A 26292-nucleotide genomic window follows, 5' to 3' on the forward strand; every position below is an offset into this window, starting at 1 on the left:
CCCACACTGATACGGACCTGACCAAGCACTACTAGTAGTCGCCCACTTCCACCCGCGGCGGGCCGTCGTGCCAGGTGCAGATGACCGACACCCGGTCCGTGCCCGACGTGAACTCGACGCGGATCCAGGTCGCCGTCTTCCACACCTGCATCGACCAGCCCGTGCCGGGTGTCGCCGAGACGAGGGTCGCGGAGGCCGTGCCCAGGTCGAAGACCACCCGCCCGCCCGCGGTGTCGTAGCTCTTCACCTGTCCGGAGGCGCCGGAGCCGCCAGACGAACCGGCCGAACCGGCGGAACCCGCCGACCCGGTGGATGAACCGCCGTCGCCGGCCGGCGCCGTGGTCCTCGCGGTGCCGGAGTCCGCGGAACCACCGGAAGCACCCCGGGCGTTCGAGGAAGACGGGGCCGGGGTGCGGGCCGGAGCGGCCGGCGGGGCGGACGGGCTCTTCGACGGTGCCGGGCGGTGCGCGGAGGGGCCCGGCGTCTCGGACCGCCGCGCGTCGGCACCGGCCGCCGTGACGGGCAGGGCACGCGGCGGGTCGTAGGCGGTGCCCGCCATCACCGTGTGGACGCCCCACCACGACAGCGTGACCGCGGCGCTCGTCGCCAGCGACCACGCCAGTACGTGAACGACTCCTCTGTACATCGGGGCCATCCTGCCGCACGCGCCCCGCCGGCGTCGCGGGAGAGCGGCCGGGGAGGGGCCGACGAGGGGCCGGGGAGAGCGAGTTGTCCACAGGCGGTGGGGTCCGCGCCGGCGTCGTCCACAGGCTCGCACCGCGTCCGCCCGTATGGCGTACGGTGCGGCGCATGGCAAGTGTGCTCGTGGTCGAGGACGACCAGTTCGTACGCTCGGCGCTCATCCGTCACCTGACCGACGCCTCGCACACCGTGCGCAGCGTCGGTACGGCGCTGGAGGCGCTGCGCGAGGTCGCCCACCTCCGTTTCGACGTGGTCGTCCTGGACCTCGGACTGCCCGACCTGGACGGCGCCGAGGCCCTGAAGATGCTGCGCGGCATCACCGACGTGCCCGTCATCGTCGCCACCGCGCGGGACGACGAGGCGGAGATCGTCCGGCTGCTCAACGACGGGGCGGACGACTACCTGACCAAGCCGTTCTCGGTCGAGCACCTCTCGGCGCGGATGGCCGCCGTGCTGCGGCGCGTCCGCTCCGGCCCCGCCGGGACCGCGCCGTCCACCGCCCTCCGCGTCGGCGGGCTGACCGTCGACCCGCTGCGCCGCCAGGCCGAACTGGACGGCGTACGACTCGACCTGACCCGCCGCGAGTTCGACCTGCTCGCCTACCTCGCCGGGCGGCCCGGCGTCGTCGTGGCCCGCAGAGAACTGCTCGCGCAGGTGTGGCAGCAGTCCTACGGCGACGACCAGACCATCGACGTCCACCTGTCCTGGCTGCGGCGCAAGCTGGGCGAGACCGCCGCGCGACCCCGCTACCTGCACACCCTGCGGGGCGTGGGCGTGAAGCTGGAGCCACCCGGAGCGGAGCCGGGGCGATGAGGTGGGCGCTGGTCAAGGTCTGCCTGGCGGTCACCACCATGGTGGTCGTCGCCTTCGCGGTCCCGCTGGGACTCGTCGTCGAGGAGATGGCCCGCGACCGCGCCTTCTCCAACGCCGAGCGGCAGGCCGCCGCCGTCGCGCCCGCCCTGTCCATCACCACCGAACGCGACCAGCTGGAACGGGTCGTCGCCTCGGCGGGTACGGACGGCCGGATGGCCGTGCACATCCCGGCGACCGAGGGCGGCGGGGCCGTCGACATCGGCCGGCACCGGGCCGCCGGGGCGGACATCGCGACCGTCCGGCGGATGGGCCGCGCCTCCACCACCGCGGTGTCCGGCGGATCCGCGCTGCTCCAGCCGGTCGCGCTCGGTTCCGGTGCCATCGCGGTCGTCGAGGTCTACGTCCCCCGGAGCGAGGTAAGCAACGGCGTGGGCACGGCCTGGGCGGTGCTCGCCGGTGTCGGGGCCGCCCTCGTCGTCGGCTCGGTCGCCGTCGCCGACCGGCTCGGTGTGCGGATGGTGCGGCCCGCGCGGCGGCTCGCCGAGGGCGCGCACGAACTGGGGGAGGGCAAGCTGGGCGCACGGGTGCCCGAGGAGGGACCGGCCGAACTGCGCCGGGCGGCGGTCGCGTTCAACTCCATGGCCGACCAGGTCGTCCAGCTCCTCGCGGGCGAGCGGGAGCTGGCCGCCGACCTCTCCCACCGGCTGCGCACACCGCTGACCGTGCTGCGGCTCAACGCGGCGTCGCTGGGCGACGGGCCGGCCGCCGAGCAGACCCGGTCCGCCGTCGCCCAGCTGGAGCGTGAGGTGGACACCATCATCCGCACGGCCCGGCAGGCCAAGCCGCGCACGGCGGCCGCGGGACCGGGCGCGGGCTGCGACGTGGCCGAGGCCGTCCGGGAACGGATGGAGTTCTGGTCCGCGCTCGCCGAGGACGAGGGCCGCACGTGGCGGCTGGCCGGGGTCGAGCGGCCGGCGCGCGCACCGGTGGCCCGCGCCGACCTCGCGGCTGCGCTGGACGCTCTGCTGGGCAACGTCTTCCGGCACACCCCCGAGGGCACGGCGTTCGCCGTCGACGTGCACCACGCCGAGGACGCGGTGATCGTGCTCGTCTCCGACGCGGGCCCCGGCATACCCGACCCGGCCGCGGCCATGCTGCGCGGCCGGGGGTCGGGAAGCGACGGATCCACCGGGCTCGGCCTGGACATCGTGCGCCGCCTCGCGGAGTCGACCGGCGGCGACGTGCGCATCGGCTCCTCCGTCCTCGGCGGCACGGAGGTACGCGTCTGGATCCAGCTGGACGGCCGCCGGCCGGAACGCAGGGGCCACCGGGGCACGGTCCGCCGCCGTCGGCGCGCGACGGCGGGCCGGGCCGGTGCCGGTGGCGGCCGGGGAAACCGCGCGGAGGACCCGGCCGGCGCGGACCTTTAACCGGCCCCGATGGCTTCCTTAAGCGCACCCTAAGATCCTCGACCGCCGTCCGGATCACGCTGATTGCCCGGTTCCGGATCGCTAGCGTGCTGCCGCACCGCACCCCTCCGAGGCCCCCAAGCCCCCGGAGCCCCGTGAACAGCGAAGGCAGGCAGGGACGATGAGCACGCACCGGCGCAGGATCAGCGGCAGGAACAGGGCGGCAGGCGGCCTGGTGGCGGCGGCCGTGGTCGGCGGCGGGGTGTTCGTGTTCACCGCCACCGCCCAGGCCGCCGGGACCGGGGCCGCGTACACGAGGACCAGTGACTGGTCGACGGGCTACACCGCGCAGTACGTGGTCACCAACAACAGCGGCGGGACCCAGAAAGACTGGACCCTGGAGTTCGACCTCCCGGCGGGCACGAAGCTGGGCTCGCTGTGGAACGGGGAGGCGGGCGTCAGCGGGCAGCACGTCACCGTGAAGCCCGCCAAGTGGGACACCGCCGGGCTCGCCCCCGGCAGGTCGGTCACCGTCGGCTTCGTCGTCGACGGCACCGGCGACCCGACCGGCTGCCGGATCGACGGCGCCGCGTGCTCCGCGGACGGCGGCGCCACCCCGCAGCCCAGCGGCCGCCCCACCCAGTCCACGAGCCCGGCCCCGACGTCCGGCCCCACCGCCACCCCCACGAAGACCGCGACGCCGACCGCGAACCCCACCCCGTCCCAGAGCACCGGCACCGGCACCACCGCGGGCGCCGGCTTCGCGCCCTACGTCGACACCTCCCTCTACCCCGCCTTCGACCTGACGGCGAGCGCCGACGCCACCGGCGTCAAGAACTACAACCTCGCCTTCGTCACCGACGGCGGCGGCTGCACCCCCAAGTGGGGCGGCGTCACCGACCTCGGCGGCGACGCCGTAGCCGCCCAGATCGGCGCGCTGCGCGCCAAGGGCGGCGACGTGCGTGTCTCCTTCGGCGGCGCCAACGGGTCCGAGCTGGCGACGACCTGCTCCTCGGCGGACGCGCTGGCGGCGGCGTACGGCAAGGCCGTCGACCGGTTCGGGCTCACCAAGGTCGACTTCGACATCGAGGGCGGCGCGCTGCCGGACACCGCCGCCAACACCCGCCGCGCACAGGCCATCGCCAGGCTCCAGCAGCAGCACCCCGGCCTGGACGTCTCCTTCACCCTCCCCGTCATGCCCGAGGGCCTGACCCAGGACGGCGTCGACCTGCTGGCGGGAGCCAAGTCCGGCGGCGTGAAGATCTCCACCGTCAACATCATGGCGATGGACTACGGCGCCTCGTACAACGGCGACATGGGCACCTACGCCGAGCAGGCCGCCACCGCCACCCAGGCCCAGGTCAAGGGCGTCCTCGGCCTGTCCGACAGCGCTGCCTGGAAGGCGGTCGCCGTCACCCCGATGATCGGCGTCAACGACGTCTCCACCGAGGTGTTCAAGGTCGACGACGCCACCCAGCTGGCCGGCTTCGCCAAGGCGAAGGGGCTCGGCGGGCTGTCCATGTGGTCGGCCACCCGCGACAAGCAGTGCGCCGGCGGCCCCAAGCCCACCGCCGACGCCACGTGCAGTTCGATCACCCAGGAACCGTTCGCCTTCAGCAAGGCGTTCGGCGCCTACAAGTGACCGGTGGGCGCGGCACACCCCTCGACTCCCGTGTGCCGCGCCCCGCCGGCCCCCCGCCCGCCCCCCGTGCGGCCGGTGGAACGAGGGCCGTCCGTCACACGGCGTCCACCGGCGGCAGCTGGCCGGTCCGCGCCGCCCTGCCGTACCAGTGGGCGCTGGACTTCGGCGTCCGGGCCAGCGTCGCGTAGTCCACGTGGACGGCCCCGAACCGCTTGGCGTAGCCGTAGGCCCACTCGAAGTTGTCCATCAGGGACCACAGGTAGTACCCGCGCACGTCGGCGCCGTCCGCGTTGGCCCGGTGGACGGCCGACAGGTGGCCGTGCAGGTAGGCGATGCGCTCCGGGTCGTGCACCCGGCCGTCGGCGCCGACCTTGTCGGGGTAGGCCGCGCCGTTCTCCGTGACGTAGAGGGGGACCCCGGGGGCCTCACGGGTGTAGCGCATGATCAGTTCGTGCAGGCCGCCGGGATCGATCGTCCAGCCCATCTCGGTCTGCTCGCCCGGTGCCTGGTGGAAGGCCACGTCCTCCGAGCCCGGCCACGGCGAGTGCGTGCTCGACCCGTGCCCGTCGGCGCGCGGACCCTCGGGGGCCGTGTCCGCCGACGACACCAGGGCGGTCGTGTAGTAGTTGAGGCCGAGCGCGTCCAGCGGCTGCCGGACGGCGCGCAGGTCACCGTCGAGGACGTACGACCAGTCGGTGAGCGAGGAGGTCGCCTCCAGCAGCGTGGCCGGGTACGCGCCGTGCAGGATCGGGCCGTGGAAGACACCGCAGGCCAGGTCGTCGATGCGCTGGGCCGCGGCCAGGTCGGCCGGGTGCTGCGACAGCGGGCGGATCACCTGGGAGTTGAGGCTGACCGCGACCGAGGCACCGGCCGGGAGCACCGAGCGCAGCGCCTGGGTGCCCAGGCCGTGCGCCAGGTTCAGGTGGTGCGCGGCGCGCAGCGCGCCCAGGGGTTCGGTGCGGCCGGGCGCGTGCACCCCTGAGCCGTAGCCCAGGAAGGCGCTGCACCAGGGCTCGTTGAGCGTGATCCACTGCTCCACCCGGTCGCCGAGTGCCTCGCCGACGAGCTGCGCGTACTCCGCGAAGCGCAGCGCGGTCTCGCGCTCGGGCCAGCCGCCCGCGTCCTCCAGCTCCTGCGGCAGGTCCCAGTGGTAGAGGGTGACGGCGGGCCTGATGCCGTGGGCCAGCAGTTCGTCGACCAGGCGCCGGTAGAAGTCCAGGCCGGCCTGCGCGGCGGGGCCCCGGCCGGTGGGCTGCACGCGCGGCCAGGAGACCGAGAAGCGGTAGGCGTTCAGGCCGAGTTCGGCCATCAGGGCGACGTCGTCGCGGTAGCGGTGGTAGTGGTCGACGGCGACGTCGCCGGTGTCGCCGCCGGCCGTCGCGCCCGGTGTACGGCTGAAGGTGTCCCAGATCGAGGGCGTACGGCCGCCCTCCCGCACGGCTCCCTCGATCTGGTACGCGGAGGTCGCCGCGCCCCACAGGAAGGCGGGAGGAAACGACACGGGCTTCGGTTCGGGCATGGAATCGCTCCCACGAGTCGGGTGGGCCCCATTATGCATGGGAGCGCTCCCACAGTAAAAGAGGGAACCGCCCGGCCGGCCACGCCGCGCACCGCGCGGGGTGATGCCCGCACGCCCGCACCGCACGCCCGCACCGCCCGCCCCGGGACCCGCGCCGGCCGTTCGGGCCGACGCCGGCACCGCTCGCCCGGAGGCCTGCACCGGCCGGAGGCCTGCACCGGCCGCTCGCCCCACGCTCGCCCCAGCCGCTCGCCCCGAGCGTCCGGCCGTTCAGGGTGACGTCCGTACCGCCCGCCCCAGAGACCCACACCGGCCGTTCAGGCCGACGCCCGCACCACCAGTTCCGTCGGCAGCACCACCTCGCGGTGGCCGGTGCCGCGGTGGGCGATCTCGTCCATCAGGAGGTCGGCCATGGTGCGGCCCATCTCCTCCAGCGGCTGACGGACGCTGGTCAGCGGCGGGTCGATGTGCCGCGCGACGATCGAGTCGTCGAAACCGACCAGGGCGACGTCGTGCGGCACCCGCAGCCCCGAGGCGCGCAGTTCCAGTACCGCGCCCGAGGCCATGACGTCGGAGGCGGCGAAGACGGCGTCGAGACCGGGCCGCCGGCGCAGCAGCTCCCGCATGGCGGCGCGCCCGCCCTCCTCCGTGAAGTCGCCCCGCGCGATGAGGTCCTCGTCGGCGGGCAGACCCGCCTCCTCCAGGGCCGCGCGGTAGCCGTCGAGCCGGGCCTGGGCCGCGTCCATGTCCAGCGGCCCCGTGATGGTGCCGATGCTCCGCCGCCCGCCCGCCACCAGGTGCCGCACCGCCGCCCGCGCGCCCCCGCTGTTGTCCGCGCGGACGTGCCCCAGCCGTTCCCGGTCGCTGCGCCGCCCGGCCAGCACGGTCGGCACCGCCAGCTCCTCCAGCCGGTCGGGGAGCGTGTCGTCGCTGTGGACCGCCATCATCAGGACGCCGTCCACGCGTTGCGCGGACAGGTACGTGGCGAGGCGGGCGTACTCCTTCTCGTCCCGCGCCAGCACCAGCAGCAACTGCATGCCCGCGCTGGCCAGTCCGGTCGACACGCCCCGGATGATCCCCGAGAAGTACGGCTCGGAGAAGAGCCGGGTCTCCGCCTCCGGGACGACCAGGGCCACCGAGTCGGTGCGCCGGGTGACCAGGGAGCGGGCGGCGCGGTTGGGGACGTAGCCGAGTTCGGCGATGGCCTGTTCCACGGCCGCCCGCGAGCGGTCGCTCACCTTCGGGGAGCCGTTGATCACCCGGGAGACCGTGCCCCGGCCGACCCCGGCGCGGGCGGCCACGGCGTTCAGCGTGGGGCGCCGGACGTCCGCTGGCCTCGGGGGCGGTTCGGCGGGGCTCATCGTTCACCTTCCGGCGGTTGCGGTGGGGGCCCGCTCATTCTGACCCAGAAATTCCGGACACCGCCCCGGCCGACCGCACCGCGGGCGCCCTCCGCTCGCCAACCCCTGTGTGACCTGCGTGAATCCGGCGCGAGACGGTTCGATGACCGGCCGGTTACGGGCGGGGGCGTGACACGTTCACGTGACGTGCGGAACACGCTTGCGCAACAACGCCGTTTTCAACTCTTGACACCTGGCCCGGCAGCAAGGAGTCTTCCGGCATGCCGCGTGGGAGCGGTCCCACGGAGCATCGGGACTCCCTCCCGTGCGGACCCCAGTACCAACGGCCCTTCCCTCTACCTCGCATGGCACACCGTTGACCAGCACCTTCGCACCGCACGCCGCGTGCTGTGGGCTGGCCGCTGCTCGAACCGAGAGGGCAGGTCCGAACCGCCGGAGCCCCGGCGGCCTGATTCCTTTGAGGCCCCGTTCCCCCTGGAACAAGGAGTAGTGGAATGCGCATCACCCGTACCGGCGGCGGTCGAGGCCGCAGAGCAGCGGCCTTGACCACGACGGTCCTGACGGCCTCGGCCCTCCTGCTGACCGGCTGCAGCAGCGACAGCGACTCGGACAGCTCGGACGCCAACGGGAAGATCACCCTCAAGGTGGCCGACTACGGGCAGTTCGGCTACAAGGAGGCCGGCCTGTTCGCCCAGTACCAGAAGCTGCACCCGAACATCACGGTGAAGGAAGAGACCACCGCGAACGAGCAGGACTACTACCCGAAGCTGCTTCAGCAGCTGAACGCGGGCAACGGTCTGGCGGACGTCACGGGTATCGAGGTCGGGCGCATCAAGGAGGTCGTCGACACCCAGTCGGGCAAGTTCGCCGACCTGAGCAAGTCGATCAACGTCGCCGACTGGGTGTCCTGGAAGGAGAAGCAGGCCACCGCCAAGGACGGCTCGGTCATCGGCGCCGGCACCGACATCGGCCCCATGTCGCTGTGTTACCGCCGGGACCTCTTCCAGCAGGCGGGCCTGCCCAGCGACCGCGAGGCCGTCGCCAAGGCCGTCGCGGGCGGCTGGGAGGACTACCTCAAGCTCGGCGAGCAGTACAAGAAGAAGGCGCCGTCCGGCACTTACTTCATGGACTCCGCGAGCGCCATGTACAACGCGGTCGTCAGCTCGTCCCCGAAGCAGTACTACGACGCCGACGGCAAGGCGGTCTACAAGGACAGCGAGTCCGTCAAGCAGGGCTGGAACCTGGCCGCCGAGGCCGCCGCGAAGAAGCTGAGCCAGGGCGTGCCGCAGTTCCAGGACCCGTGGCAGGCCGCGCTGCGCAAGGGCACCATCGCCTCCATGGCGTGCCCGGCCTGGATGGCCGCCCAGATCACGACCTACTCCGGTGACAACTACAAGGGCAAGTGGGACATCGCCCGTGCGCCCGGTTCGGCCGCGGCCAACTGGGGCGGCTCCTTCCTCGCGGTGCCCAAGAGCGGCAAGCACGTCAAGGAGGCCACCGACCTGGTCAAGTGGCTGACCGCTCCCGAGCAGCAGGCCGCCGTGTTCAAGGCGGTCGGTGTCTTCCCGTCGAACAAGGGCGCCTACGAGCTGGCCAGCGTGAAGAACGCGACCCTGCCGTACTTCAACAACGCCCCGGTCGGCCAGATCTACGCCGAAGAGGCCAAGTCCATCCCCGAGGCGGTGCTCGGCCCGAAGGACGCCGCGATCAAGGACACGATCTCCACGCAGATCAACAACATGGAGCAGCGGGGCACTTCGCCCGACAAGGCGTGGGACGCCGCGACCGAATCGATCGACAAGGCGATCGGCTGACACCCGCCGGTGCGGGCGGTCCCCGGGCCGCCCGCACCGGCCGCGCACCCGGCGCCGCGCAGCGGCCGCCGGCGCGGCACGGGAACGCCCGCACCAGGCCCGGCCGCCGCAGGCTGGGCCGCAGCGGTGTTTCCGGTGAGCGGGCCGGCGGTGGCGAGCGGGCCGGCGGTGGCCGGGCGGCGGCGAGCGGCCCGGCGAGGGCAGGATCCGGTGGCCCGGCCTGGTGCCGGGCCACCCGGCCCGGCGGCGGGCTCCGGTGACGAGGGCCGCCGGCCGGCCCGGGTGCCGCGCCCACCGGCGGGCCGGGGCGGCCGAACTCCGCGGCAGGCCCCGGTGACCGTCCCGTCCCGTGTCCGTCCACGTGCCGCCGCGGGCCTGACGCGGCCCGCCCGGCACCCAGGCGAACGGGCCCGCAGCGCCCCTGCCGCCGGCCTGCCGGCCCCTCCCGATGCCCTACCGATCCCGTACCGATCCGCGCAGGGAGCGGCGGGGACGCGGCGGACCCGGCGCCGGTGCCCGCGCACCCGACCTCCGCTCCGCCCCCGCCCCCTACCCGGCCGAAACCTCCCAGGGAAGGACTCCCTCCGTGGCAACGACAACCCCCGCACGGGGCGCCTACACCCCGCCACCCGGCGGCAGCGGCGCCGCGCCGAACGGACGCGCCAAGTGGCGCAGCCGGCTGTGGCGCCTGGACGACAAGGTCTCGCCGTACGCGTACATCGCCCCCTTCTTCCTCGTCTTCGGTGCCTTCGGGCTCTACCCGCTCCTCTACACCGGCTGGATCGCCCTGCACCGCGTGGAGCTGACGGGCCTCGACCAGTCGCAGTGGGTCGGCTTCGACAACTTCTCGAAGATCCTCCAGGACTCCGAGTTCTGGACGGCCGTCACCAACACCTTCATCATCGGTGTCATCTCGACCGTCCCCCAGCTGCTCGTGGCGCTGGGCCTCGCCCACCTGCTCAACTACAAGCTGCGCGCCAGCACGTTCTGGCGGACGGTGATCCTCACCCCGTACGCCACCTCGGTGGCCACCGCCGCCCTGGTCTTCGCTCTCGTCTTCCGCGCCGACGGCGGCTTCCTCAACTGGGTGCTGCACTTCTTCGGCGCCGGCAACACCGACTGGGGCAACGGGGAGTGGACGTCCAAGATCGCCATCTCGGTCATCGTGATCTGGCGCTGGACCGGCTACAACGCCCTGATCTACCTCGCGGCCATGCAGGCGGTGCCGACCGACCTGTACGAGGCGGCGTCGATCGACGGAGCCACGCGCTGGCAGCAGTTCCGCAAGGTGACCATCCCCTCGCTGCGGCCGACGATCCTGTTCACCATCGTCATCTCGACGATCGGCTCCATGCAGCTCTTCGGTGAGCCCCTGCTGCTCCAGGGCGGCACACTCGGTGCCGTCGGAGGCAGCGAGCACCAGTACGAGACCCTCAGCATCTACCTCTACAACTACGGCTGGAAGCTGCAGCACCTGGGCCCGGCCGCCGCCGTGGCCTGGGCGATGCTCGTCCTGCTGCTGCTCATCGCACTGATCAACTGGATCGTCGGCCGGCTCGTGCGCAAGAGCGCGGCCTGACGGGAGCGATATCGATGACCACGACTCATCCCGAAAAGAGCGCTCCGGCCCTCGCCCCGGCATCGCTGCCCGCCTCCCCGCAGCGGGGCCGCGGCCGTTTCAGGATCGGCGCCGGACAGCAGCTCAAGGGCGGCCCGTTCACCTACATCGCCCTGGTCGTCGTCGGCCTGGGCTCGATCTTCCCGCTGTACTGGACGCTGGTGGCCGCCTCCCACGACCAGCAGCGGGTCCTGGACAGCCCCCCGCCGCTGATCCCCGGCGGCAAGCTGTGGCACAACCTCCAGGCGGCCTGGGAGCAGGCCAACCTCGGCAAGGCCATCGTCAACAGCGTCATCGTGGCCGGCTCCATCACCGTGGCCACGCTGTTCTTCTGCACGCTCGCCGGGTACGCCTTCGCCAAGATGCGCTTCCGGGGCCGCGGCGCGCTGATGACCGCGGTCATCGCCACCCTGACGATCCCGCCGCAGCTCAGCGTCGTCCCGCTGTTCATGCTGATGGCGGACATCGGGTGGGGCAACAAGCTGGAGTCGGTGATCTTCCCGACCCTGGTCGGCGCCTTCGGTGTCTTCTTCATGCGCCAGTACCTGCTGGAGGCCCTGCCCTACGAGCTGATCGAGGCCGCGAAGGTGGACGGCGCGAGCAACATCCGCATCGTGTGGAGCGTCGTGCTGCCCGCGGCCCGCCCGGCGATGATGGTGCTCGGCATGCTCACCTTCGTCCAGGCGTGGAACGACTTCTTCTGGCCCTTCCTCGCGCTGAACCAGGAGAACCCCACGCTCCAGGTGGCGCTCGGCCAGCTCAGCGCCTCCTACACCCCGGACCAGAGCATCGTCATGGCCGGAGCACTGATCAGCACGCTGCCGCTGCTGGTGGTCTTCATCGTCTTCGGCAAGCAGATCGTCGGCGGCATCATGGCGGGCGCGGTCAAGGGCTGACCCGCCCGCACCCGCCCCGCACCGGCAGACCCGCCCGCACCGGCTCACCTGCCCCCCGTCCCACCCCGCACCACCGTCAACCGCACCCCTGCACCGTCTCGTCCGCGGGCCGGGCGCGTACCCCCGCGCCCGCCCGCATCCCCCACCGGGCCCCGGTCGGGGCCCTTTCCGCACGCCACTCCTGGGAGCGCTCTCACGATGACCGCCGTACGACCCGAGACCACTGCCCGGCAGACCTCCGCCACCGCCTTCCCCACCGGCTTCGTCTGGGGCGCCGCCACCGCCGCCTACCAGGTGGAGGGCGCCGCCGCCGAGGACGGCCGCACGCCCTCCATCTGGGACACCTTCAGCCACACCCCCGGCAAGGTCCTCAACGGCGACACCGGCGACATCGCCGCCGACCACTACCACCGCTACCGCGACGACGTGGCGCTGATGAAGGACCTCGGCCTGAAGGCGTACCGGTTCTCCGTCTCCTGGTCCCGGGTCCAGCCCACCGGCCGGGGGCCCGCCGTCGAGCGGGGCCTGGACTTCTACCGCCGCCTCACCGACGAACTGCTGGCGGCGGGCATCACCCCCGTCGCCACCCTCTACCACTGGGACCTGCCCCAGGAACTGGAGGACGCCGGCGGCTGGCCGCACCGCGACACCGCGCACCGCTTCGCCGAGTACGCCGAGATGACCGCCCGCGCCCTCGGTGACCGCGTCGGCGTGTGGACCACCCTCAACGAGCCCTGGTGCAGCGCCTTCCTCGGCTACGGCTCCGGCGTGCACGCCCCGGGCCGCACGGACCCGGCCGCCACCCTGCGCGCCGCGCACCACCTCAACCTGGCGCACGGCCAGGCGGTCGGGGCGCTGCGCTCGGTGCTGCCGGCGTCCGCGCAGACCTCCATCACCCTCAACCTGCACCAGGTGCGCCCGCTCACCGGCAGCCCCGAGGACGCCGAGGCCGCCCGCCGCATCGACGCGGTCGGCAACCGGATCTTCACCGGCCCGATCCTGGACGGCGCCTACCCCGAGGACCTGCTCGCCGACACCGCGCACCTCGTCGACTGGGGACAGCTGGTGCACGACGGCGACCTGGCCGAGATCTCCCGCCCGATCGACGTCCTCGGCGTCAACTACTACGCGCCGACCGTGGTCTCCCACTCCGCCGGCGGCGCCGCCACGAAGAACGACGGCCACGGCGCCAGCGACCACTCCCCGTGGACCGGATCCGACCACGTCGCCTTCCACCTCGCCAACGACCAGCTCACCGCGATGAACTGGGCCATCGACGCCGAGGGCCTGCACACCCTGCTGACCGGCCTGGCCGCCACGCACCCCGGTCTGCCGCTGATGGTCACCGAGAACGGCGCCGCCTTCGACGACTACATCTCGCCCGAGGGCCGGGTCAACGACCCGCAGCGCATCGCGTACCTCCACTCCCACCTGGACGCCGTGCTCCGGGCCGTCGCGGACGGCGCGGACGTGCGCGGCTACTTCCTGTGGTCCCTGCTGGACAACTTCGAATGGTCCTACGGCTACTCGAAGCGCTTCGGCGCCGTCTACGTCGACTACGGCACCCAGCGCCGCATCCCCAAGCAGAGCGCGCACTGGTACGCGGGCGTGATCCGGGACAACGCGCTGCCCTCGGCCGGCTGAGCCCGGACGGCGACAGCAGGGCGGCCGGGGGAGGGGAGAAGGAGGCCGGGAGGAAGGCGGCGCGCGGGCCCGGGGGCGGGACCACGGGGGCGGGCCCGCGCGGGACCATGGGACCAGAGGGCTCCGGGCCCGGCTGTTACATTCCTGACCTGGATTCCTGGCCTGACGGCCGCGGACGGAAGGCGGCGACTATGGCGGTCAACGGTGGGCGGGGCCGGGGTGGCGGCCGGCCGACCCTGGAGGAGGTCGCCGCCCGGGCCGGTGTGGGCCGCGGCACGGTCTCCCGCGTGATCAACGGTTCGCCGCGGGTCAGCGACGCCACCCGCGCGGCGGTCCAGGCGGCGGTCGCGGAACTCGGCTACGTCCCCAACACCGCCGCCCGCGCGCTGGCCGCCAACCGCACCGACGCGATCGCCCTGGTGGTCCCCGAGCCTGAGACGCGGTTCTTCGCGGAGCCGTACTTCTCCGACATGCTGCGCGGGGTCGGCGCCGAACTCACCGACACGGAGATGCAGTTGCTGCTGATCTTCGCGGGCGGCGACCGCGAACGCCGGCGGCTCGCCCAGTACCTGGCCGCGCACCGGGTGGACGGCGTGCTGCTGGTGTCCGTGCACGCGGACGATCCGCTGCCCGACCTGGTGGCGCAGTTGGAGATCCCCGCGGTGATCAGCGGCCCGCGGTCCGCGGCGGAGGCGCTGACCTCGGTGGACTCCGACAACTACGGCGGCGCCCGCTCGGCGGTGGAGCACCTGCTCTCCCGCGGCCGCCGCCGCATCGCGCACATCACCGGTCACATGGACGTCTACGGCGCCCAGCGGCGCGTGGACGGCTACCGCGACGCGCTCGCCGACGCGGGTCTCGGTGCCGACGAAATCCTCCTGGAAGAAGGCGACTTCACGGAGGAGGGCGGGCGCCGGGCGATGACGCGCCTGCTGGAGCGGGCGCCCGGGCTGGACGCCGTCTTCGCCGGTTCCGACGTCACCGCGGCGGGCGCCCGCCAGGTGCTGCGCGCCTCGGGCCGCCGCATCCCGGACGACGTGGCCCTGGTCGGCTACGACGACTCGGCCATCGCCCGCCACATGGACCCGCCGCTGACCAGCGTCCGCCAGCCCATCGAGGAGATGGGACGCGCGATGATCGACCTGCTCCTGACGGAGATCGCCGGCCGCCGCCCGGCGGGCGCCGCCGCACCGGAACGGCGGCACGCCGTGCTGCCCACGGAACTGGTCGTCCGCACGTCGTCGTGAGGCAGGAGGCCGGAGCAGCGCCTTCCCCGCGCCGGCCCGAAGACGCGCCGTCACGGGGCCGGCCCGGGTAAACACCGTCACCGTGCCGGTCCGGGAAAGCACCGTCACCGTGCCGGTCCGCGGCAGCGCCTTCACCGTGCCGGTTCCGCGGCCCGGACGTCACCGTCGAGGAGCCGGGGCGCACGGGTGCGCGCCGCGTCGTCACCGCCCCGGTGCCGGCGCCCGCCACACGGTCTCGCCGTCCCGGCTCTCGTCGGTCGGCGCGAGCCCGGCGGCCGCGGCGACGGCGGCGGAGGCGCGGTGGCCGGGGTGGATGTACGCGACGACGCTGCCCACGCCCGCCCGCCCGAGCAGCCCGACCAGCGCGTGGGCCGCCTCCGAGGCGAACCCGCGCCCCTGCCAGGCCGTCCCCACCACCCAGGCGATCTCGGCCGTCTCCCGCCCGTGCACGGTGGCCTGTACGGTCCCCACCAGCGGGCCGTCCGCCCGCTCACCGGGGCCGCCCCCCTGGCCGTGCGCGCGCAGCCGCAGCACCCAGTTGCACCAGGAGACGTCCGGGTCGCCGGATCCGGCCACGAGCCGTTCGTAGCGCGCCCGCAGTTCGTCGGCGCCGAGCGGCGCACCGCCGATGAAGGTGTGCAGCGCGGGGTCGGACAGCACGGCGGTCATCTCCCCGGCATGCCCGGCCCGCAGCGGGACCAGATCGAGGCGGTCGGTACGGACGGGCTCGGCACGCACAGAAGACTCCCGGAAACGACATCGGCCGGTGATCGCGACATCTGTCGCGGCCACCGGCCGATTCCACAGGGTGAGTGACGGGACTCGAACCCGCGGCATCCTGGACCACAACCAGGTGCTCTACCAGCTGAGCTACACCCACCATGACCGGTGGCGGTGAATCTGTCGTTTCCCCGACCGGCCGAGAAAAAGTGTACAGGGTCCGAAGGGGTGCTCGCGCACGTGTTTCGCGGCGCCCCTTCCCGGGCCTCTTCTAACCCTGCTGAGCAGGCAGGACGTACTTCGCGGCGATCGCCTTGGCGGTGTCGGAGTCGGGGCCGGGCTGCGGGACGAAGACGGCCTCGCGGTAGTAGCGCAACTCCGCGATGGACTCGCGGATGTCGGCGAGGGCGCGGTGGTTGCCGTTCTTCTCCGGGCTGTTGAAGTACGCCCTCGGGTACCAGCGGCGGGCCAGTTCCTTGATGGAGGAGACGTCGACGATGCGGTAGTGGAGGTAGCCCTCCAGGTCCGGCATGTCGCGCAGCAGGAAGCCGCGGTCGGTGCCGACCGAGTTCCCGCACAGGGGCGCCTTGCCGGGCTCCTTCACGTGCTCGCGGACGTAGGCGAGGACCTGCTCCTCGGCGTCCTTCAGCGTCGTGCCGCCGGCCAGCTCCGCGAGCAGGCCGGACGCGGTGTGCATCTGACGCACCACTTCCGGCATCGTCTCCAGCGCCGCGTCCGGCGGGCGGATGACGATGTCGACCCCCTCGCCGAGTACGTTCAGCTCGGAGTCGGTGACGAGGGCGGCCACCTCGATGAGAGCGTCGTCGGACAGCGAGAGACCGGTCATCTCGCAGTCGATCCACACCATGCGATCGTTCATGTGTCTCACCTTACGGCGCGCCGCGGCGCGCCGGACCGACCGTGCGGAACCTCGCACCGGACGGCGGGGGGAGCGCGGTCACCGCGCTCCCCCCGCCGTCCGGTGCCTCAGTTACCGCTGCGCTGGCCCGGCAGGCTCGCCGACAGGGCCGCCGGGGTGCGCCGCCCCGGGTGGGCCGGCGGGCCGTCGGGGTGCAGCGACGGGGGAACCGGCCCCGACGGCTGCGGGACCCCCAGGAGGGGGCCCGGGCCGGTTCCCGGCCCCGCCGCGCCCAGCGGCGCCTCCGCCTCGGCCGGCCGCTCGCCCTGCGGACGCCGCGCCCGGTACGCCGCCCGGTAGGCGGCCGGGGACGAGCCCAGCTGCCGCCGGAAGTGGCCGCGCAGCGCCACGGGGGAGCGGAAGCCGCAGCGGCCCGCGACCTCGTCCACCGAGTAGTCCGACGTCTCCAGCAGCCGCTGCGCCTGGAGCACCCGCTGGGTGATCAGCCACTGCAGCGGCGCGCTGCCGGTGAGCGAGCGGAAGCGGCGGTCGAACGTACGCCGGCTCATGTAGGCGCGCGCGGCCAGCGTCTCCACGTCGAACTGCTCGTGGAGGTGTTCCAGCGCCCAGGCGACGACCTCGGCGAGCGGGTCGGCGCCGATCTCCTCGGGTAAAGACCTGTCCAGGTAACGCTCCTGGCCTCCGCTGCGGCGCGGCGGCACGACCAGGCGGCGGGCCAGCGCGCCGGCCGCCTCGTTGCCGTGGTCGGTGCGCACGATGTGCAGGCACAGGTCGATACCGGCCGCCGTGCCCGCCGACGTCAGCACGTCGCCGTCGTCGACGAACAGCTCGCGCGGATCGACGTGCACCGACGGGTAGCGCTTGGCCAGCGTCGGCGCGTACATCCAGTGGGTGGTGGCGGGACGGCCGTCCAGCAGGCCGGCGGCGGCCAGGACGAAGGCCCCGGTGCACAGGCCCACGATGCGGGCGCCCTCCTCGTGCGCCCGGCGCAGCGCGTCGAGCGCCTCTTCCGGCGGTGGCGCGGTGATCGAACGCCAGGCGGGCACGACGACGGTGCCCGCCCGGGAGATCGCCTCCAGGCCATGCGGCGCGGTGAGTTCCAGGCCCCCTGTAGTCCGCAGCGGGCCTTCCTCACCGGCCGCCACCAGCAGGCGGTAGCGCGGTACTCCGGCGTCCTGGCGGTCGATCCCGAACACCGACAGCGGTATGGAACTCTCGAAGATGGGGCCGCCGCTGAACAGCAGCACCGCGACGATCTCCTTGCGGCGGCGCCCGGACAGTTTCCGGGCCGCGTTTTCCGGCGCGGCAGTGGAGTCGTGGCTCATACTGCTAAGCCCCCCTCGGTGGTCGCGGCTCCTCGGTTGTGTCGCTCCTGCACGTTTCCCCTCGGTCCTGCACGAGTCCCCCGCCGTAAGACAGTCAAGATCGAATCTACTGCGTCCCGCCGTGCCGCGGTGACCAGTTCGACACCCGGCACATTGTCGACATGGCAACTTGGCGTGAAGCATTCGATCACGAAGCGTTGCACTCCCACGGCGTGCAGGGAAGTGCGCCTCGTGGCGGTGGCCAATCCACGTAGGGTGCGCGGTGTTCCCGGGACCCTTTCCGTGCAGGTCAAACGCGGGTTGAGGGGGTGGGGGACAGGGGGATGCGCGGGTTCAGGAAGTTGGCTGAAAAGATGCGGTCGCGTGCATGGAAACCGGTCAGTTGACCGGTGTCGTTCCCCCCGGGTGCCGGCCGCCCCGGTGCGCGCCCGTGCCCGTCCGCTGGTGCCGGCCGCGGTGCGGGGCGCGCTCCTCGGCGCGCAGCCGGGCCGCCCCCCGCTCCGACTGCCGCAGCAGGACGCGGCAGGCCCCGGTGACGGCCGCCAGGCCCAGCGCGGTCCCGACGGCGCCGGCCGGCGACGTGCCGTGCCAGAGCAGGACCACCGGGACGAGGACGCAGCTGAACAGGGCCCAGCGGACCACGTCGCCCGCACTGTCGCCGGCGGCCCGCGCCCGCCCCGCCGGCCGCTCGCCGGACGCGTCGGGCACCGGCCCGGGTGCGGGCGGCGGGGAGTGCCTTCCGGGGGCGGTACGGGGTCCGGACACGGCGTGCTCCCTCTCGGTGCTCCCTCGGCGACGGCTCACCGGGTTCAACGCGCGTTCGATCCACCGGTCACTGTACGGAGCCGAAGGACACCGGTAGGGCGGCGCCCGGCCCGGTGGCGGGGCGCCGCCGTACCGGGCCGCCGTCCGGCCGGGGCAAGTGAATCCCGTGTAAACCGCCTGTACGGGGCAGCAACCATTGCGTTACGGGCGGCTGTCGTGCATGCTCCGGTGAACCGCCACGGAGCGTGTGCGGGATCTGGGCCAAGGAGGAGTGCGGCCGTACCCTTGCGGGTATGGGGACGGGAAGACGATTCCCGGACACAGCTCCGCCGCAGATTGCCGTCCCCGACAAAGGATCACATCGCCGAGACAGCCATGGCCGGTCACGAATTCTTCGAACACGCGGACCGCAAGCGGCCGGTCGCCGACCCCACGGCGGCCGAACCCCTGGCGGCACAAGAGCTACGCCATCCCTGCGATCCGGCGTTCAAGCACGGCGTCGTCGTCGGCTTCGACGGATCGGACTCCAGCGAGCGAGCCCTCGCCTACGCGATCGGGATGGCGCACCGCACCCGGTCCGGTCTGATCATCGTGCATGTGGCCAACCGGTTGCCCACCACGGTCTGGGCGGGCTGCGAACCGCCGGTCTTCGTGGACGTGCCCGACCACCGCACCGAGGTCCTCGGCCTGGAGCTGGCGTGCGCGGAGTACCTCGCCGAGGTGCCCTGGATCCTGGTCGAGCGCGGCGGCGACATCTGCCACGAACTGGAAGAGGTCGGCAAGGAGTACGCGGCGGACGCCATCGTGGTCGGCTCCACGCACGGCATCGTGGGCCGCGTCTTCGGATCGGTCGCGGGCCGGCTCGCCAAGCGGGCGCAGCGGCCGGTCGTCGTCATCCCCTGACGCCGGACGCCACAGCGGCCGTGGCCATCTCCTGACGTCACGGAGGCCGGTCCGGGTCATCCCCTGGCGGCCTGCGGGCGGCGCCCTCCGCTCCCTCGTCCTCCGCCCCTCTACTCCCGCCGCCCGAGGTCCACATCACTCGTGCGCGACAGCGTTCGTGCCTGCCGGGAAGGGCTTCGTCCGGCCTCCGCGGGTGGGTGCGGGGCCGGTCGCGTCCGCGCGGCGGAGCCGCACACCGGCCCCGCCGCGTCCCTGGAGGGCGCCCCGCGGGGCGCCCTCGTGGGTGTCAGGTGTCCTACTCCACCGTCACCGACTTGGCGAGGTTCCTGGGCTTGTCGATGTCCCGGCCCAGCGCCAGGGCCGTGTGGTAGGAGAGGAGCTGGAGCGGGATGCCCATGAGGATCGGGTCCAGCTCGTCCTCGTTCTTCGGCACGACGATCGTCTGGTCGGCCTTCTCCTGCTCCTGGTGGGCCACGGCGAGGATCTTGCCGCTGCGGGCCTTGATCTCCTCCATGGCCGCCCGGTTCTTCTCCAGCAGGTCGTCGTCGGGCACGATCGCCACCGTGGGCAGCGCGGGCTCGATCAGGGCCAGCGGGCCGTGCTTCAGCTCGGAGGCCGGGTAGGCCTCGGCGTGGATGTAGGAGACCTCCTTGAGCTTCAGGGAGGCCTCGCGGGCCACCGGGTAGCCCCGGACGCGGCCGATGAAGAGCATCGAGCGGGCGTCGGCGTAGCCCTTGGCGAGCTCCTCGATCTCCGCCTCCTGCTTCATGATCTGGGAGATCTGCTCCGGCAGCTTGCGCAGGCCCTCGATGATCCGCTTGCCGTCGCGCACCGACAGGTCGCGGATGCGGCCCAGGTGCAGGGCGAGCAGCGCGAAGGCGACGCAGGTGTTGGTGAAGCACTTGGTGGAGACGACGCAGACCTCGGGCCCGGCGTGCACGTAGATGCCGCCGTCGGCCTCGCGGGCGATCGCCGAACCGACCACGTTGACCACACCGAGGACCCGCGCGCCCTTGCGCTTCAGCTCCTGCACGGCCGCCAGCACGTCGTAGGTCTCACCGGACTGCGAGACCGCGATGTACAGGGTGTCGGGGTCCACGACCGCGTTGCGGTAGCGGAACTCGGAGGCCGGCTCCGCGTCGGCGGGGATGCGGGCCAGCTCCTCGATCATCTGGGCGCCGATCATGCCCGCGTGGTACGAGGTGCCGCAGCCCAGGATCTTCACCCGGCGCACCGCGCGCGCCTCGCGGGCGTCCAGGTTGATGCCGCCCAGGTGCACGGTGGCGAACCGGTCGTCGATCCGGCCGCGCAGCACCCGGTCCACGGCCTCGGCCTGCTCGTGGATCTCCTTGTGCATGTACGTGTCGTGGCCGCCCATGTCGTACGACTCGGCCTCCCACTCCACGGTGGTCGGCTCGGCGGTCGTCCGGGTGCCCTCGGTGGTGTACGTGCGGAAGTCGTCGGCCTTGAGGGTGGCCATCTCGCCGTCGTCGAGGGTGACTATCTGCCGGGTGTGGGCGACCAGCGCGGCGACGTCGGAGGCGACGAACATCTCCTTCTCGCCGATGCCGAGGACGACCGGGGAGCCGTTGCGGGCCACCACGATGCGGTCGGGGAAGTCGGCGTGCATGACGGCGATGCCGTAGGTGCCCTCGATCAGACGCAGGGTCTCGCGGACCCGGTCCTCCAGCTTGCCGGCCTCCGAACGCGCGATGAGGTGGACGAGCACCTCGGTGTCGGTCTCGGAGAGGAACTCCACGCCGTCCGCCTCCAGCTTGCGGCGCAGGTCGGCGGCGTTGTCGATGATGCCGTTGTGCACGACGGCGACCTTGTTGTCGCCGGACATGTGCGGGTGGGCGTTCACGTCGGACGGGGCGCCGTGGGTGGCCCAGCGGGTGTGGGCGATGCCGGTGGTGCCCTTGAAGCGCGCCGGGACCTTCGCCTCCAGGTCGCGGACCCGGCCCTTGGCCTTGACCATCCGCAGGCCGGGCGTCTTCGGCGAGGTGACGACGATGCCCGCGGAGTCGTAGCCGCGGTACTCCAGGCGCTGCAGGCCCTCCAGGAGCAGCGGGGCGACGTCACGCTTCCCGATGTATCCGACGATTCCGCACATACAAGTCCCGTCCCTTTTTCTCGAGTTGGTGCTGCTGCTGTGGGCTGCTGGTGTTGCTGCCGCTGCCTTGCCGCTGCACGGTGGTCCCGACGTCGGTGCGCGCGGCGCGCGGTCAGCCGTAGACGATGCGCCGCAGCTGCCGCAGCGACAGCTCCGGCGGCGCCACCGCGCGGTACTTCAAATCCGCCGCGATCCGTTCGAAGATCTCCGCGTTCACCAGGCCCTGGGCCTGCAGCTCGCGGTGGCGGCGACGGACGAACGCCTCGGTCGTCTCGTCGAAGTAGGCGAGCACGTCCTGGACCACACGCAGCGCCTCGCCCCGGTTCAGGGGCGTGGACCGCGTCAGATGATCAACCAGTTCGTCGTGCACCCGGTAGATCCTGGGGTACCGCGATCACTTTCGCAAGAATCCTGCCCGATTTCGGGCAGATGCCTGTTCATGCGCCGGTGAGGTGCTGTTCGTGCGCCGTCCATCCGCCGTCCCGTCCGCCGCCGTTCCGGTCGGCCATTTTCAGACGCCATGGACATTCCTCGCATGGGCGTACCCGAGAAGCTGGCCGAGCGCATGAGCATGGCCGAGCAGCACGAGTACCTGCGTTCCAAGTTCTCGCGGCGCACGATGATCCGGGGCGGCGCGGTCACCCTCGGCGCCGTCGCGGGTGGCGCGTTCGTGACGGGCACCGCCGCACAGGCCGCCGTGCCCGCGCAGCGCACCGCCACCACGGCCCCCGCCTCCCCGGCTGACTCCGTCGACGGCGCCCTGGTCGCCCCCTTCGGCCGCCACCTCGCCTTCGGCAACGACCCGCGCACCGAGATCACCGTCTCCTGGCAGGTCCCGGTCGCCGTCAGGAAGCCGTTCATCCGGGTCGGCGCGCACCCCTGGGACCTGTCGCGGAAGATACCCGCCGAGATCCGCACCCTGTACACCCCGGCCGGTGTCGGCGCGAGCGGCGACCGCACCCAGTACTACCTGCACGCCAAGCTCACCCACCTGCGCCCCGGCCGCACCTACTACTACGGCGTCGGCCACCAGGGCTTCGACCCGGCCGAGCGCCACCTGACCGGCACCCTCGGCACCTTCACCACCGCCCCCGCGGACAAGGCGCCGTTCACCTTCACCGCCTTCGGCGACCAGGGCGTCAGCTACCACGGCCTGGCCAACGACGCCCTGATCCTCGGCCAGGACCCGGCCTTCCACCTGCACGCCGGCGACATCGCCTACGGCGACCCGGCCGGACAGGGCAGGACGAGCGACAGCGGCTTCGACTCCCGCGTCTGGGACCAGTTCCTGTACCAGACCGAGTCCGTCGCCAAGCAGGTCCCGTGGATGGTCTCGTACGGCAACCACGACATGGAGGCCTGGTACTCGCCCAACGGCTACGGCGGCGAGGAGGCCCGCTGGACGCTCCCGGACAACGGCCCCGACGCCGAGAACCTGCCGGGCGTCTACTCCTTCGTCTACGGCAACACCGCCGTCATCTCGCTGGACGCCAACGACATCTCCTTCGAGATCCCGGCCAACCTCGGCATCTCCGGCGGCACCCAGACCCGGTGGCTGGAGGCCCAGCTCAAGAAGTACCGGGCGAGCCGGGACGTCGACTTCGTCGTCGTCTTCTTCCACCACTGCGCCTACTGCACCTCCACCGCGCACGCGTCGGAGGGGGGCGTGCGCCAGGAGTGGGTGCCGCTGTTCGAGAAGTACACCGTGGACTTGGTCATCAACGGTCACAACCACGTCTACGAGCGCACCGACGTGATCAAGGGCGGCCAGGTCGCCAAGAAGCTCCCGATCGGCGGCACCGCCTACCCCGAGACCGACGGCGTCGTCTACGTCACGGCGGGCGCGGCCGGCAAGAGCCTGTACGCCTTCAGCGCCGACCAGACCTACGAGGGCCACGAGAAGCAGGTGGACGCCGTCTCGTCGTTCGTCTGCCTCAAGGACGGCGCCCGGCAGAAGGAGACCGTCGACTGGTCGCGCGTGCGCTACCTCGACTACTCCTTCCTGCGCGTGGACGTCACCCCGGCCGCCCGGGGCCGCCAGGCCACGCTGACGGTGCGCGGCATCGCCGAGACCGGCGCGCAGGTCGACCACTTCACGGTGGCCCGCCGCGCCAAGTAGCGCCGGGCCGGCGCGCACCCACCGCGCGCCCGGCGGCACCCGGCCCGGCAGCGGCCCCGCGGGCGGTCCTCACATGCGGTCGAGGACCGCCTGCTTGGCCCGCGTGAACTCCTCGTCGGTGAGCACGCCCGAGCGGTGCAGCTCGCCCAGCTCCCGCAGCCGCCGCAGCAGCGCGTCGTGCTCGTCCTCGGCGGCGGACGGTGCGGGCCGCGCGGGCGGGACCGCGGGTTCCTCCGGCGCGTCGCCCGCCACCGGGGCGGACGGGTGCGGCAGCCGTGCCTGCACCGCCGCCGCGACCAGCGCCATCAGCGGGTCCTTCTTGAAGCCCCACAGCTCGACGGCGTTCGGGTCGTACTTCGGCGGCGCCGAGGACGGCGCGCCCCGCACGGTCAGCCGCAGGTGACCGTTCTCCAGGCCGGCGGCGGGCACCCACTCCACGCCGGTGATGTCCGCCAGTTCCAGGGTGCGCACGCCGGTGGCGGCCTTGGCGTCCTCCGTCTTCCAGTTCCACTCCAGGCGGACCCGTTCGCCGTCGAAGCTCGCCGTGCCGTCCCCGGCGGACACCGACAGCGGCACGGACGGGCCGGGCAGCAGGTACTCCTTCACCGGGCCGGCCGGGACCTCTTCGAGCAGCAGGGCGCCGCGCACCTCGTCGACGACGTACTCGGCGACGCCGTAGCGGTCCGGCTCCACGAGGAGCTGGTAGGGGTCGTGGGGTTCGGTCAGCCGGCCGCCGGTGGCGTGCAGCAGGGGGTCGGCGCCCTCGCGCAGCCGCAGCCTGAGCCGCCCCGCCCGCTTGCCCTGCTCGAACGAGATGCCCGCCAACGCCCGCAGCGGCACCCGGAGTTCACCCAGGGTCCGCCGCAGCACACTGATGTTCCGGTCCCGCCCCGGGGTCAGCCGGAGGGCGTCGCCGTCGAAGGCCCAGGTGCCGTCCTTCTGGAGGATTTCCGCCATGGGGTGATTGTTTCACCGGTTCTGCGGGAGAGTGGTCTATACCCTCGGGGTACCTCCGGGCCTCCCGGGCCCCCGCCCCAGTGTGAAGGGAGCGCATGTGAGACGGCACCGCAGCACGACTCCCCGCAAGTCCCTCACCGCCCGCACCGCTATCCGGACCGGCCGGCCGGACCGGCCCGCCCCGTCCGACCGCACCGCCCCCCGCCCCGCCCGCGCTCCGCGGGTCCTGGGCGCCCTGCTGCTGGTGGCGGCGGCCGGGGCCTTCGCGGTCGGCGCCGCACCCGCCGGGCAGGCCGCCACCGTCCGGACGGGCGCGGTGACCCCGCTGAGCCAGGTGATCCCCGCCCCGGCCTCCGTCACGGCGGGTGGATCCCCGTACCGGATCACGCCCGGCACCCGCATCGGCGTCGACGGCTCCCGCGAGACCCGCCGGGTCGGCGCCTACCTGGCGGACCTCCTGCGCCCCGCCACCGGCTACCGCCTGCCGCTGACCACGCACGGCGCGGCGGGCATCCGGCTCCGCCTGGGCAAGGGCCCGTACGGCGCCGAGGGTTACCGCCTCGACAGCGGCCCCCGGGGCGTGACGATCACCGCCGGGAAGCCGGCCGGTCTCTTCCACGGCGTGCAGACGCTGCGTCAGCTGCTGCCCGCGGCCGTCGAGAAGAAGTCCGTGCAGCGCGGCCCCTGGCTGGTCGCGGGCGGCACCGTCCAGGACAGCCCGCGCTACGCCTACCGGGGCGCCATGCTCGACGTCTCCCGGCACTTCTTCACCGTCGGCCAGGTCGAGCGCTACATCGACGAACTCGCCCTCTACAAGATCAACGAGCTGCACCTGCACCTCAGCGACGACCAGGGCTGGCGCATCGCCGTGGACTCCTGGCCGCGTCTGGCCGCCTACGGCGGTTCCACCCAGGTCGGCGGCGGACCGGGCGGGTTCTACACCAAGGCCGACTACCGCGAGATCGTCCGCTACGCAGCCTCCCGCTACCTGGAGGTCGTGCCCGAGATCGACATGCCGGGCCACACCAACGCGGCCCTCGCCTCCTACGCCGAGCTGAACTGCGACGGCGTGGCGCCCCCGCTCTACACCGGCACCAAGGTCGGCTTCAGCTCGCTGTGCGCGCCCAAGGAGAGGACGTACGACTTCGCCGACGACGTGATCCGCGAGCTGGCCGCGCTCACCCCCGGCCGCTATCTGCACATCGGCGGCGACGAGGCGCACTCCACCAGCCACGAGGACTACGTCACCTTCATGAACCGGGTGCAGCCGATCGTCGCCAAGTACGGCAAGACGGTCATCGGCTGGCACCAGCTGACCGGCGCCACACCCGCCGAGGGCGCCCTCGCCCAGTACTGGGGCATGGACTCCACCAGCGCCGCCGAGAAGGCCCAGGTCGCCCAGGCCGCGCAGCACGGCACCGGGCTGATCCTGTCCCCGGCCGACCGGGTCTACCTCGACATGAAGTACACCAAGGACACCCCGCTCGGCCTGTCCTGGGCCGGGTACGTGGAGGTGCGGCGCTCCTACGACTGGGACCCCGCCGCCTATCTGCCGGGGGCGCCCGCGTCCGCGGTGCGGGGCGTCGAGGCGCCGTTGTGGTCGGAGACGCTGTCCACCTCGGCCCAGCTCGACACGATGGCCTTCCCGCGGCTGCCGGGCGCCGCAGAGCTCGGCTGGTCGCCCGCGGCCACGCACGACTGGGACACCTACAAGGTCCGGCTCGCCGCGCAGGCACCGCGCTGGGACGCCCTGGGCATCGGCTACTACCGCTCGCCGCAGGTGCCCTGGACGAACGGCTGACCGGCACGGACATGCCGGCGGGCGCCCCGGAGGACCGTACTCCG

The 26292-nt window shown here is 72.9% G+C and carries 21 protein-coding genes and 1 tRNA gene; 11 read left to right on the forward strand and 11 right to left on the reverse strand.

What is annotated here, in order from left to right; translation table 11 throughout:
- Window positions 1-31: 31 nt before the first annotated feature.
- Entirely contained in the window at window positions 32-646 is a 615-nt protein-coding gene (locus AC6I72_RS20105; protein ID WP_498002445.1) for a hypothetical protein, read from the reverse strand.
- A 164-nt stretch (window positions 647-810) separates the two neighbouring features.
- Here AC6I72_RS20105 and AC6I72_RS20110 point away from each other — a divergent pair, with 164 nt between their 5' ends.
- The 3 genes from AC6I72_RS20110 (at window position 811) to AC6I72_RS20120 (ending at window position 4566) form a co-directional block, all read left to right on the forward strand.
- Window positions 811-1515 (forward strand): response regulator transcription factor, encoded by a 705-nt coding sequence (locus AC6I72_RS20110; protein ID WP_498002446.1) that lies wholly within the window; start codon window positions 811-813, stop codon window positions 1513-1515.
- Window positions 1512-2945, forward strand: coding sequence for a sensor histidine kinase (locus AC6I72_RS20115; RefSeq protein WP_498002448.1), 1434 nt, complete (start codon window positions 1512-1514; stop codon window positions 2943-2945). The genes AC6I72_RS20110 and AC6I72_RS20115 overlap by 4 nt, the downstream gene beginning before the upstream one ends.
- 160 nt (window positions 2946-3105) lie before the next feature.
- Window positions 3106-4566: a glycoside hydrolase family 18 protein gene (locus tag AC6I72_RS20120; protein WP_498002450.1), complete on the forward strand. Its 1461-nt coding sequence runs from the start codon at window positions 3106-3108 to the stop codon at window positions 4564-4566.
- 94 nt (window positions 4567-4660) lie between these two features.
- Here the strand turns inward: AC6I72_RS20120 and AC6I72_RS20125 are convergent, their stop codons facing one another.
- Together AC6I72_RS20125 and AC6I72_RS20130 are read right to left on the reverse strand one after the other, a co-directional pair.
- Window positions 4661-6085 (reverse strand): GH1 family beta-glucosidase, encoded by a 1425-nt coding sequence (locus tag AC6I72_RS20125; RefSeq protein WP_498002452.1) that lies wholly within the window; start codon window positions 6083-6085, stop codon window positions 4661-4663.
- Window positions 6086-6402: 317 nt separating this feature from the next.
- A complete protein-coding gene (locus AC6I72_RS20130) occupies window positions 6403-7446 on the reverse strand; it encodes a LacI family DNA-binding transcriptional regulator (RefSeq protein ID WP_498002454.1) in 1044 nt (347 codons plus the stop codon).
- A gap of 494 nt (window positions 7447-7940) precedes the next feature.
- Between AC6I72_RS20130 and AC6I72_RS20135 the strand changes: the two genes are divergently transcribed.
- From AC6I72_RS20135 to AC6I72_RS20155, 5 genes are all read left to right on the forward strand, one after another.
- Window positions 7941-9260, forward strand: a complete 1320-nt coding sequence (locus tag AC6I72_RS20135; protein WP_498002456.1) for an ABC transporter substrate-binding protein — start codon at window positions 7941-7943, stop codon at window positions 9258-9260.
- A 586-nt stretch (window positions 9261-9846) separates the two neighbouring features.
- The gene (locus tag AC6I72_RS20140; protein WP_498002458.1) at window positions 9847-10839 is read left to right on the forward strand and encodes a carbohydrate ABC transporter permease; all 993 of its coding nucleotides are present in this window, start codon (window positions 9847-9849) and stop codon (window positions 10837-10839) included.
- 14 nt (window positions 10840-10853) lie between these two features.
- Window positions 10854-11774, forward strand: a complete 921-nt coding sequence (locus tag AC6I72_RS20145; protein ID WP_037853099.1) for a carbohydrate ABC transporter permease — start codon at window positions 10854-10856, stop codon at window positions 11772-11774.
- A gap of 198 nt (window positions 11775-11972) precedes the next feature.
- On the forward strand, window positions 11973-13418 hold the full coding sequence (locus AC6I72_RS20150; protein WP_498002459.1) for a GH1 family beta-glucosidase: 1446 nt from the start codon (window positions 11973-11975) through the stop codon (window positions 13416-13418).
- Window positions 13419-13609: 191 nt separating this feature from the next.
- The gene (locus AC6I72_RS20155; protein ID WP_498002461.1) at window positions 13610-14665 is read left to right on the forward strand and encodes a LacI family DNA-binding transcriptional regulator; all 1056 of its coding nucleotides are present in this window, start codon (window positions 13610-13612) and stop codon (window positions 14663-14665) included.
- Window positions 14666-14866: 201 nt separating this feature from the next.
- On the opposite strand, the gene AC6I72_RS20160 is transcribed toward AC6I72_RS20155, so the two are convergent.
- From AC6I72_RS20160 to AC6I72_RS20180, 5 genes are all read right to left on the reverse strand, one after another.
- On the reverse strand, window positions 14867-15403 hold the full coding sequence (locus tag AC6I72_RS20160) for a GNAT family N-acetyltransferase (RefSeq protein WP_498002462.1): 537 nt from the start codon (window positions 15401-15403) through the stop codon (window positions 14867-14869).
- 69 nt (window positions 15404-15472) lie between these two features.
- Window positions 15473-15545: transfer RNA gene (locus tag AC6I72_RS20165), tRNA-His, on the reverse strand.
- 111 nt (window positions 15546-15656) lie between these two features.
- Window positions 15657-16265, reverse strand: coding sequence for an oligoribonuclease (gene orn / locus AC6I72_RS20170; RefSeq protein WP_498002463.1), 609 nt, complete (start codon window positions 16263-16265; stop codon window positions 15657-15659).
- A 107-nt stretch (window positions 16266-16372) separates the two neighbouring features.
- On the reverse strand, window positions 16373-17590 hold the full coding sequence (locus AC6I72_RS20175; protein WP_498002465.1) for a helix-turn-helix domain-containing protein: 1218 nt from the start codon (window positions 17588-17590) through the stop codon (window positions 16373-16375).
- Window positions 17591-17968: 378 nt separating this feature from the next.
- Window positions 17969-18298 carry a hypothetical protein gene (locus tag AC6I72_RS20180; RefSeq protein WP_498004751.1) on the reverse strand — a complete coding sequence of 110 codons (330 nt, stop codon included), beginning with the start codon at window positions 18296-18298 and terminating at the stop codon, window positions 17969-17971.
- 432 nt (window positions 18299-18730) lie between these two features.
- Here AC6I72_RS20180 and AC6I72_RS20185 point away from each other — a divergent pair, with 432 nt between their 5' ends.
- Window positions 18731-19258 carry a universal stress protein gene (locus tag AC6I72_RS20185; RefSeq protein ID WP_037853088.1) on the forward strand — a complete coding sequence of 176 codons (528 nt, stop codon included), beginning with the start codon at window positions 18731-18733 and terminating at the stop codon, window positions 19256-19258.
- 295 nt (window positions 19259-19553) lie between these two features.
- On the opposite strand, the gene glmS is transcribed toward AC6I72_RS20185, so the two are convergent.
- On the reverse strand, window positions 19554-21371 hold the full coding sequence (gene glmS, locus AC6I72_RS20190; RefSeq protein WP_498002466.1) for a glutamine--fructose-6-phosphate transaminase (isomerizing): 1818 nt from the start codon (window positions 21369-21371) through the stop codon (window positions 19554-19556).
- A gap of 112 nt (window positions 21372-21483) precedes the next feature.
- Entirely contained in the window at window positions 21484-21741 is a 258-nt protein-coding gene (locus AC6I72_RS20195) for a hypothetical protein (RefSeq protein WP_498002468.1), read from the reverse strand.
- Between the two features lie 165 nt (window positions 21742-21906).
- Here AC6I72_RS20195 and AC6I72_RS20200 point away from each other — a divergent pair, with 165 nt between their 5' ends.
- Window positions 21907-23490 (forward strand): purple acid phosphatase family protein, encoded by a 1584-nt coding sequence (locus tag AC6I72_RS20200; RefSeq protein ID WP_498002469.1) that lies wholly within the window; start codon window positions 21907-21909, stop codon window positions 23488-23490.
- 69 nt (window positions 23491-23559) lie between these two features.
- Here AC6I72_RS20200 and AC6I72_RS20205 read toward each other — a convergent pair whose 3' ends face one another.
- Complete coding sequence (locus AC6I72_RS20205) at window positions 23560-24447, reverse strand: DUF4429 domain-containing protein (RefSeq protein WP_498002471.1); 888 nt, start codon at window positions 24445-24447, stop codon at window positions 23560-23562.
- 97 nt (window positions 24448-24544) lie between these two features.
- Between AC6I72_RS20205 and AC6I72_RS20210 the strand changes: the two genes are divergently transcribed.
- Window positions 24545-26248: a beta-N-acetylhexosaminidase gene (locus AC6I72_RS20210; RefSeq protein WP_498002473.1), complete on the forward strand. Its 1704-nt coding sequence runs from the start codon at window positions 24545-24547 to the stop codon at window positions 26246-26248.
- Window positions 26249-26292: the final 44 nt, after the last annotated feature.

The organism is Streptomyces sp. Xyl84 (assembly GCF_059731885.1).

Coding starts and splice junctions, on each gene's coding strand:
- AC6I72_RS20105 (WP_498002445.1), bottom strand. CDS start 646: ATGTACAGAGGAGTCGTTCACGTACTGGCGTGGTCGCTGGCGACGAGC.
- AC6I72_RS20110 (WP_498002446.1), top strand. CDS start 811: ATGGCAAGTGTGCTCGTGGTCGAGGACGACCAGTTCGTACGCTCGGCG.
- AC6I72_RS20115 (WP_498002448.1), top strand. CDS start 1,512: ATGAGGTGGGCGCTGGTCAAGGTCTGCCTGGCGGTCACCACCATGGTG.
- AC6I72_RS20120 (WP_498002450.1), top strand. CDS start 3,106: ATGAGCACGCACCGGCGCAGGATCAGCGGCAGGAACAGGGCGGCAGGC.
- AC6I72_RS20125 (WP_498002452.1), bottom strand. CDS start 6,085: ATGCCCGAACCGAAGCCCGTGTCGTTTCCTCCCGCCTTCCTGTGGGGC.
- AC6I72_RS20130 (WP_498002454.1), bottom strand. CDS start 7,446: ATGAGCCCCGCCGAACCGCCCCCGAGGCCAGCGGACGTCCGGCGCCCC.
- AC6I72_RS20135 (WP_498002456.1), top strand. CDS start 7,941: ATGCGCATCACCCGTACCGGCGGCGGTCGAGGCCGCAGAGCAGCGGCC.
- AC6I72_RS20145 (WP_037853099.1), top strand. CDS start 10,854: ATGACCACGACTCATCCCGAAAAGAGCGCTCCGGCCCTCGCCCCGGCA.
- AC6I72_RS20150 (WP_498002459.1), top strand. CDS start 11,973: ATGACCGCCGTACGACCCGAGACCACTGCCCGGCAGACCTCCGCCACC.
- AC6I72_RS20155 (WP_498002461.1), top strand. CDS start 13,610: ATGGCGGTCAACGGTGGGCGGGGCCGGGGTGGCGGCCGGCCGACCCTG.
- orn (WP_498002463.1), bottom strand. CDS start 16,265: ATGAACGATCGCATGGTGTGGATCGACTGCGAGATGACCGGTCTCTCG.
- AC6I72_RS20175 (WP_498002465.1), bottom strand. CDS start 17,590: ATGAGCCACGACTCCACTGCCGCGCCGGAAAACGCGGCCCGGAAACTG.
- AC6I72_RS20185 (WP_037853088.1), top strand. CDS start 18,731: ATGGCCGGTCACGAATTCTTCGAACACGCGGACCGCAAGCGGCCGGTC.
- glmS (WP_498002466.1), bottom strand. CDS start 21,371: ATGTGCGGAATCGTCGGATACATCGGGAAGCGTGACGTCGCCCCGCTG.
- AC6I72_RS20200 (WP_498002469.1), top strand. CDS start 21,907: ATGGGCGTACCCGAGAAGCTGGCCGAGCGCATGAGCATGGCCGAGCAG.
- AC6I72_RS20205 (WP_498002471.1), bottom strand. CDS start 24,447: ATGGCGGAAATCCTCCAGAAGGACGGCACCTGGGCCTTCGACGGCGAC.